We start from the raw sequence: 608 nt of genomic DNA on the forward strand, positions 1-608 counted from the left end.
GGGCAGGGCCCGGGGCAGGCGGTCCCATTCGTGGGCCGCGGGGGCTTCCATGGGCGGGTAGGTGCCGAGATCCTCGGGCGCAGCCATCAGCCCGGCGGCCCGGCCGGTGCGCACGTAGTGCAGGAACGGCGACTCCCCCGCACCCAGAAGATGGCCGTAGGTTTCCCTGTAGAACGCGATCGAGAACGCCTCGCTCGGGTCGCGCCCCTCATGCTGACCGTAGGCGACGAAGTGGGCGAGCGGCCCGCCGGGGGCATCGGCGGCGTCGGGGTTGCGCTTTGCGTAGAAGGCGGCGTCGAAGAACGGCGCGATTACTCGAGCCTCGTCGGCAAGCGCCGAATCCCGTGAATCCGGCGTGCCGTAGCGCGGGTAAAAGGCACCGGCCGAGATGTCGGTGCCGTGCATCAGCGCCGTGGCGAGGAGGTGCACGAGGGGCGCGAGCCCCGTCTCGCGCATCCCGGGATGCGCGTCGGCGTAGGCCTTCCCGTTGAAGTCCGGCCTGGGATTATGGCCCTTCCGCCAGCCGGTGTCGCAGTAGTCGCGCGCGGCGTCGTCCGCCTCGGACAGTCCGTAGCGGGCCCGGTAGAAGCCGTGGTCGAAATGCCCCG

The 608-nt window shown here is 71.1% G+C and carries 1 pseudogene; it reads right to left on the minus strand.

What is annotated here, in order from left to right:
- Positions 1 to 608, minus strand: a pseudogene (locus CIW48_RS32995) (glycosyl transferase); the annotation flags it as partial.

The sequence above is a fragment of the Methylobacterium sp. P1-11 genome (genome assembly GCF_008329595.1).
Lineage (GTDB): Bacteria > Pseudomonadota > Alphaproteobacteria > Rhizobiales > Beijerinckiaceae > Methylobacterium.